This window comes from Bacteroides sp. 43_46, from assembly GCF_001915455.1.
Lineage (GTDB): Bacteria > Bacteroidota > Bacteroidia > Bacteroidales > Bacteroidaceae > Bacteroides > Bacteroides caccae.
In genome coordinates this window covers 1-7347 of record NZ_MNQN01000080.1, presented here as the reverse complement: position 1 = coordinate 7347, position 7347 = coordinate 1, and the positions used below count along the sequence as shown (strand labels likewise).

The window sequence follows — 7347 nt, the reverse complement described above, 5'->3', positions numbered from 1 at the left end:
CCGCGATTTGTAATGTTGAGTTTGCAAAATGACGAATAATACTATAAAGCATCTGGGTATTGTGGAAAACATACAGGGTTCTCATCTGTCGGTGAGGATCGTTCAGACATCGGCTTGCGCGGCTTGCAGCGTGAAGGGACACTGTTCCTCGGCAGACAGCAAGGACAAAATCATAGATATAATTGATACTGCTGCGGCTTCCTACCAGGTGGGGGAAAACGTAATGGTGGTCGGCGAAACGTCGATGGGAATGCAGGCGGTGGCCTTGGCATTCATTATCCCTTTCGTTCTTTTAATTTTTACATTGTTCCTTTTTATGGCACTGATAGAGAATGAACTGTATGCGGCACTTCTTTCTCTGGCTGTCCTTGTGCCTTATTACTACATTTTGTGGCTCAATAAAACGCGACTGAAACAAAAATTTTCATTTACTATAAAACCAATAAATAACTAAGAACATTATGAATTTGATTCTGATTGCAGTGATTTCATTGGGAGCGATAGCGCTCGTGCTGGCCGCTATTCTTTATGTGGCTTCCAAGAAATTTGCCGTGTATGAAGATCCGCGGATTGCCCAGGTAGGGGAAGTGTTGCCCCAGGCAAATTGTGGTGGATGTGGCTATCCGGGTTGTAGCGGTTTTGCCGACGCTTGCGTCAAAGCCGGCTCGCTGGATGGAAAATTCTGCCCCGTAGGCGGACAACCTGTCATGGCTAAAATTGCTGATATCCTCGGACTGGCAGCCGGAGAGGCTGAACCGATGGTAGCAGTGGTGAGATGTAACGGAACGTGTGCCAACCGTCCGCGTATTAATCAATACGACGGTGCTAAGAGTTGTGCTATTGCCGCTTCGCTGTATGGCGGAGAGACGGGTTGTAGCTACGGCTGTCTGGGTTGTGGCGACTGTGTGGCTGCCTGCCAGTTTGACGCTATCCACATGAACCCGGAAACGGGACTTCCGGAAGTCGACGAGGCGAAATGTACCGCTTGCGGCGCCTGTGTGAAGGCTTGCCCGAAGGCGATCATTGAAATCCGTCCGCAAGGCAAGAAGTCGCGCCGCGTGTATGTCTCTTGTGTGAATAAAGACAAGGGCGCTGTGGCACGCAAGGCTTGCACGGTGAGCTGTATCGGTTGCGGAAAGTGCGTGAAGACGTGTCCGTTCGAAGCTATCACGCTGGAGAACAACTTGGCTTACATCGATCCTGACAAGTGTAAATCTTGCCGGAAGTGCGTGGAAGTATGTCCGCAGAATACCATTATCGAGTTGAACTTCCCGCCGCGCAAACCGAAGGAAGAAGCTCCGGCTGCTCCGAAAGAAACGGTTAATAATAACAGAATAAAATACAGAATTGTATGTTAAAGACATTTTCAATTGGTGGAGTTCATCCACACGAAAATAAATTGTCGGCACATCAACCTATCATTACGGCGGAAGTTCCTGCGAAAGCGGTTATTCTGCTGGGCCAGCATATTGGCGCACCTGCCAAACCGGTTGTTGCGAAAGGGGATGTGGTAAAGGTAGGCACACGGATTGCCGAACCTGCCGGCTTTGTTTCGGCAGCAATTCATTCTTCGGTCAGTGGTAAAGTGGCGAAGATTGATACGATAGTCGATGCCAGCGGTTATGCGAAACCTGCTATTTTCATTGATGTGGAAGGTGACGAATGGGAAGAAACAATCGACCGCAGCAAGACACTGGTGAAAGAATGTGATCTTTCGGCGGAAGAAATTGTGAAGAAGATTGCCGATGCCGGTATCGTAGGTCTGGGCGGTGCTTGTTTCCCTACACAGGTGAAACTGTGTCCTCCTCCTTCTTTCAAGGCGGAATGCGTGATTATCAATGCGGTGGAATGTGAACCGTATCTGACTGCCGATCATCAGCTGATGCTGGAGCACGCGGAAGAAATCATGGTAGGCGTGTCTATCCTGATGAAAGCCGTGAAAGTGAATAAAGCGTTTATCGGAATCGAGAACAATAAGCCGGATGCAATTCAGTTGATGACGAAGGTAGCTTCCAGTTATGCGGGTATCGAAGTGGTGCCTTTGAAGGTGAAATATCCGCAGGGAGGTGAAAAGCAGCTGATTGACGCGATCACCAAACGTCAGGTGGCAAGCGGTGCGCTGCCTATCTCTACGGGGGCTGTCGTGCAGAATGTAGGTACGGCTTTCGCTGTTTATGAAGCGGTGCAGAAGAACAAGCCGTTGTTTGAGCGCGTGATTACGGTGACCGGAAAGTCGGTGGCCCGTCCGTCCAACTTCCTCGCCCGTATCGGTACGCCGATGAAGCAGTTGATCGACGCTTGCGGCGGTCTGCCGGAAGACACGGGAAAGGTGATCGGCGGTGGTCCGATGATGGGTAAGGCGTTGGTGAACATCGACGTTCCTACTGCGAAGGGCAGTTCCGGCATCCTGATTATGAACCGGAAGGAAGCCAAGCGCGGGGAAGCACAAACCTGTATCCGTTGCGCGAAGTGCGTGAGCGCCTGTCCTATGGGACTGGAACCGTACTTGCTCGGAGCGTTGTCCGAAAACGGGGATTTTGAAACAATGGAAAAAGAAAGAATCATGGATTGTATCGAGTGCGGTTCCCTATGATTCGTGCACGTCAAGCTAAAAAATAACGAATATGGAAAATAAATTAATCGTATCACTATCACCCCACGTTCATGGCGGAGACAGCGTACAGAAAAATATGTACGGCGTGCTGATTGCACTGATTCCGGCTTTTCTGGTGTCTCTCTACTTCTTCGGACTGGGTGCCCTGATTGTCACGGCTACTTCCGTGGCCGCTTGTTTGTTCTTCGAATGGGCAATCGGGAAATATTTACTGAAGAAACCTACCACGACAATCTGTGACGGCTCTGCTATCATCACAGGTGTGTTGCTGGCATTCAACTTACCTTCCAACCTGCCTGTATGGATCATCATTCTCGGCGCACTGTTTGCTATCGGTGTGGGAAAGATGTCTTTCGGCGGATTGGGCTGCAACCCTTTCAACCCGGCATTGGCAGGACGTGTGTTCCTGTTGCTTTCTTTCCCGGTGCAGATGACCAGTTGGCCGGTAGTCGGTCAGTTGACCGCCTACACGGACGCTACGACGGGAGCTACTCCGCTGGCATTGATGAAACAGGCGATCTACGGCAATACGGACGCTTTAAGCCAGATTCCGGATGCGTTGAGCCTGTTGATCGGACAAAACGGCGGATGTCTCGGTGAAGTGAGCGCGCTGGCTCTGCTGATCGGTTTGGCGTATATGCTGTGGAAGAAAATTATCACATGGCATATTCCGGTATCTATCCTGGTTACCGTATTCGTCTTCGCAGGCATCATGCATCTGGCGGATCCTGAAAAATACGTGTCTCCGGTGCTCCAACTGCTTTCCGGTGGTCTGATGCTGGGTGCTGTCTTTATGGCAACCGACTATGTGACGTCTCCGATGAGCAAGAAAGGTATGCTGATTTATGGCGTTTGCATCGGTCTGCTGACAGTGGTGATCCGTCTGTTCGGCGCCTATCCCGAAGGTATGTCGTTCGCCATTCTGATAATGAATGCATTCACTCCGCTGATTAATACCTATTGTAAACCTAAACGCTTTGGGGAGGTAGCGAAGAAGAAATGAAAAAGTTACAATCATCTTTGAAAAATATGTTGCTGGTGCTGACGGGAGTGACTGCTGTCTCCGTCGCGTTGCTGGCTTATGTGAACGAACTGACGAAAGGGCCTATCGCCGAGGCGAACGCCAAGACGCTGAACGAGGCCCTGAAAAAAGTTCTTCCTGAATTTACGAACAACCCGGTGGCGGAAAGCGATACGATCTTCAGCGAGAAAGACGGCAAGAAGAATGTCGATTTCATTGTTTATCCGGCCAAGAACGGTGATAATATGGTGGGTACGGCTGTTGAAGCCAAGTCCATGGGATTCGGCGGCGAGCTGAAAGTGCTGGTTGGCTTTGACGCCGAAGGTAAAATCTACAACTACTCCCTGCTGGCTCATACGGAAACTCCGGGACTGGGTTCGAAGGCCGACAAATGGTTCGGTGCTTACGATCCTGCCAAGGGTGAACAGGCGGTGTCACACGAGGAAAGCACGAAGTCTATCCTGGGCATGAATCCGGGTGAAGCCGCACTGACGGTCAGCAAAGACGGCGGGCAGGTGGACGCCATTACCGCTTCTACGATTACCTCACGCGCTTTCCTGAATGCCGTGAATGCTGCTTATCAGGCTTACAAAGCCGGAGGGGGAGAAGTGAACGGAGCTACGGGTGCTTCTCAAAAGGCCGCCGGTGAAAATGCCGATGCTGCTACGGGTGCTACAACTAAAGTGGAACTTACTGATTCTATCAGTGCTAATTAAGAAAGGAGACAGATATGAATAACTTTAAAGTAATGATGAACGGGATTATCAAAGAGAATCCTACGTTTGTACTCCTGCTCGGTATGTGTCCTACGTTGGGTACTACTTCATCGGCTATCAACGGCATGGGTATGGGACTGGCCACCATGTTCGTGCTGATCTGCTCGAACGTGGTGATCTCACTGATTAAAAACCTGATTCCGGATATGGTGCGTATCCCTTCGTTTATTGTGGTGATTGCGTCTTTCGTGACGTTGCTCCAAATGGTAATGCAGGCATACGTGCCGGGACTGTACGCCACACTCGGCCTTTTCATCCCGTTGATCGTAGTGAACTGTATCGTGCTGGGGCGTGCCGAAGCTTTTGCCGCAAAGAACAATGCGCTGGCATCCATGTTCGACGGTATCGGTATGGGGCTGGGCTTTACCATTGCCCTGACTTTGCTGGGTGCTGTCCGCGAATTTCTGGGAACAGGCAAGATCTTCGACCTGACTATCCTGCCGGAAGAATACGGAATGTTGGTGTTCGTACTGGCTCCGGGTGCTTTCATCGCCCTGGGATATCTCATCGCATTGATTAATAGTTTCAAGAAAGCTTAACTCTATTAAATAAGAAAAGAATATGGAATATATATTGATATTTATTTCGGCAATCTTTGTAAACAACATCGTGTTGTCGCAGTTCCTGGGCATCTGCCCGTTCCTGGGCGTTTCCAAGAAAGTGGAGACTGCAATGGGGATGAGCGCCGCGGTGGCTTTCGTGTTGACTATCGCTACCATTGTCACATTCCTCATTCAGAAGTTTGTGCTGGATGTGTTCGGACTGGGATACTTGCAGACGATTACTTTCATTCTGGTGATTGCCGGACTGGTGCAAATGGTGGAAATCATCCTGAAGAAAGTTTCCCCCGCCTTGTATCAGGCGTTGGGCGTGTTCCTGCCGTTGATTACAACCAACTGTTGTATCCTGGGTGTGGCTATCCTCGTGATACAGAAAGACTATGACCTGCTGACAGGAGTTGTGTATGCATTCTCCACCGCTATCGGTTTCGGTCTGGCACTGGTTCTCTTTGCCGGATTGCGCGAACAGATGAGCCTGGTGAAAGTTCCGAAAGGAATGCAGGGCACACCGATTGCATTGATTACCGCCGGCCTGCTCGCCATGGCATTCATGGGATTCTCCGGCGTGGTGTAAAGACTTACAGTTGATAATTTAATATAGGATTGGAAACCCTGCTGTATAACATATACAGAAATGGGTTTCCAATCCTTTTTTTAATACCTGACTGCCATTAATTAGTACTTTAATAGCCTTTTATTAAATAAAATGCCGGCAGATTATTGCATTTCCATTTTATTTCCTTAAATTTGTAGCTCAAACGACAAAAGCCGAAAAACTAACCATTTATTAAAGAATATGAAAGAAAGAATTTTAGTAACGGGCGGAACGGGATACATTGGTTCTCACACCGTAGTAGAACTACAGAACAGTGGATATGAAGTAATCATCATCGATAATTTATCTAACTCAAATGCCGACGTTGTTGACAATATAGAGAAAGTATCAGGTATTCGCCCTGCTTTTGAAAAACTGGATTGTTTGGATTTCGCAGGTCTGGATGCTATCTTTACCAAATATAAAGGAATTAAGGCGATCATTCACTTTGCAGCGAGCAAAGCGGTTGGAGAGTCAGTAGAGAAGCCGTTGCTTTATTATCGCAACAACCTGGTTTCACTGATCAACCTCCTCGAACTGATGCCGAAACATGGAGTGGAAGGAATCGTATTCTCTTCATCTTGTACCGTATACGGTCAGCCGGATGAATTGCCGGTAACGGAAAAGGCCCCGATCAAGAAAGCGGAATCTCCTTACGGAAATACAAAACAGATCAATGAAGAGATTATCCGTGATACGGTAGCTTCCGGTGCTCCGATCAATGCGATCATGCTGCGTTATTTCAACCCGATCGGTGCTCATCCTACTGCATTGCTGGGCGAACTTCCGAATGGCGTTCCTCAAAATCTGATTCCTTACCTGACTCAGACCGCAATCGGTATCCGTGAGAAACTGAGCGTGTTTGGCGATGATTATGATACTCCTGACGGTTCTTGTATCCGTGACTTTATCAATGTCGTTGACTTGGCTAAGGCACACGTGATCGCTATCCGCCGTATTCTGGAGAAGACACAGAAAGAAAAAGTCGAAGTGTTCAATATCGGCACGGGACGCGGAGTGTCTGTTCTGGAATTGATTAACGGTTTTGAAAAAGCTACCGGCGTTAAACTGAATTATCAGATTGTAGGACGTCGTGCAGGTGATATTGAAAAGGTTTGGGCTAACCCTGATTTTGCAAACCAGGAACTGGGTTGGAAGGCCGTGGAAACCTTGGAAGATACTTTACGTTCTGCATGGAACTGGCAATTGAAACTTCGTGAAAGAGGTATTCAATAAGATATATTTAATTATTTGTTGTAAAAACATGAAAATATAAACAAAATAGAAACAAATCGTGCATGCGATTTGTTTAATTGATGCAAGTCGACCTGAAGCTGTTTGTGAGTATGTGAATATACATGGATAGTACTTATACCTCCCCGGTATAGACAGGGAGATTGCATAGTAGTTTTGTCGTGTTTTATTTTGTGTTTGTGTTGTGACGGTACTACGACGTGAGTCGTGGTACCGTTTTTTTGTTTATTCGTTTGGAGTAGGTTCTATTTTATAAAATATTTATGCCATATTGATTTATAATCCATAACTGTTTAGGGTTCTTCTTCAAATTTGGTGGTAATTTAATCAGTCGGTGGTATCTCCATTCCCCTCCTTCGGGGAAGGAGGGGTGGCTGAAAGCCGGGGTGGTAGGTGGATACACAATGCTGATAATAACCGACTTACGTATTCACCTACCACCTCCCCCTACGGGGACTCCTCCTTCCCGAAGGAGGAGAATGGAGAATACTATCGACTATCAAATTATTGTTGAATACTATCGACTA

At 47.9% G+C, this 7347-nt stretch carries 7 protein-coding genes and 1 pseudogene; all 8 read left to right on the top strand.

Annotated elements, in window-relative coordinates:
* The first annotated feature begins 28 nt into the window (after positions 1–28).
* Positions 29–454 (top strand): SoxR reducing system RseC family protein, encoded by a 426-nt coding sequence (locus BHV72_RS06875; RefSeq protein ID WP_005676216.1) that lies wholly within the window; start codon positions 29–31, stop codon positions 452–454.
* A gap of 7 nt (positions 455–461) precedes the next feature.
* Positions 462–1358, top strand: a complete 897-nt coding sequence (locus BHV72_RS06870) for a Fe-S cluster domain-containing protein (RefSeq protein WP_286855427.1) — start codon at positions 462–464, stop codon at positions 1356–1358.
* A pseudogene (gene rsxC, locus BHV72_RS06865) lies at positions 1352–2587 on the top strand (electron transport complex subunit RsxC); the annotation flags it as partial. The gene BHV72_RS06870 and the pseudogene rsxC, both read left to right, overlap by 7 nt.
* Before the next feature lie 37 nt (positions 2588–2624).
* Positions 2625–3617, top strand: coding sequence for an RnfABCDGE type electron transport complex subunit D (locus BHV72_RS06860; RefSeq protein ID WP_005676213.1), 993 nt, complete (start codon positions 2625–2627; stop codon positions 3615–3617).
* Complete coding sequence (locus BHV72_RS06855; RefSeq protein ID WP_005676212.1) at positions 3614–4351, top strand: RnfABCDGE type electron transport complex subunit G; 738 nt, start codon at positions 3614–3616, stop codon at positions 4349–4351. The genes BHV72_RS06860 and BHV72_RS06855 overlap by 4 nt, the downstream gene beginning before the upstream one ends.
* A gap of 14 nt (positions 4352–4365) precedes the next feature.
* Positions 4366–4950 carry an RnfABCDGE type electron transport complex subunit E gene (locus BHV72_RS06850; RefSeq protein WP_005676211.1) on the top strand — a complete coding sequence of 195 codons (585 nt, stop codon included), beginning with the start codon at positions 4366–4368 and terminating at the stop codon, positions 4948–4950.
* Between the two features lie 22 nt (positions 4951–4972).
* Positions 4973–5545, top strand: coding sequence for an electron transport complex subunit RsxA (gene rsxA, locus BHV72_RS06845; protein WP_004303570.1), 573 nt, complete (start codon positions 4973–4975; stop codon positions 5543–5545).
* A gap of 222 nt (positions 5546–5767) precedes the next feature.
* Entirely contained in the window at positions 5768–6802 is a 1035-nt protein-coding gene (gene galE, locus BHV72_RS06840) for a UDP-glucose 4-epimerase GalE (RefSeq protein WP_005676207.1), read from the top strand.
* Positions 6803–7347: the final 545 nt, after the last annotated feature.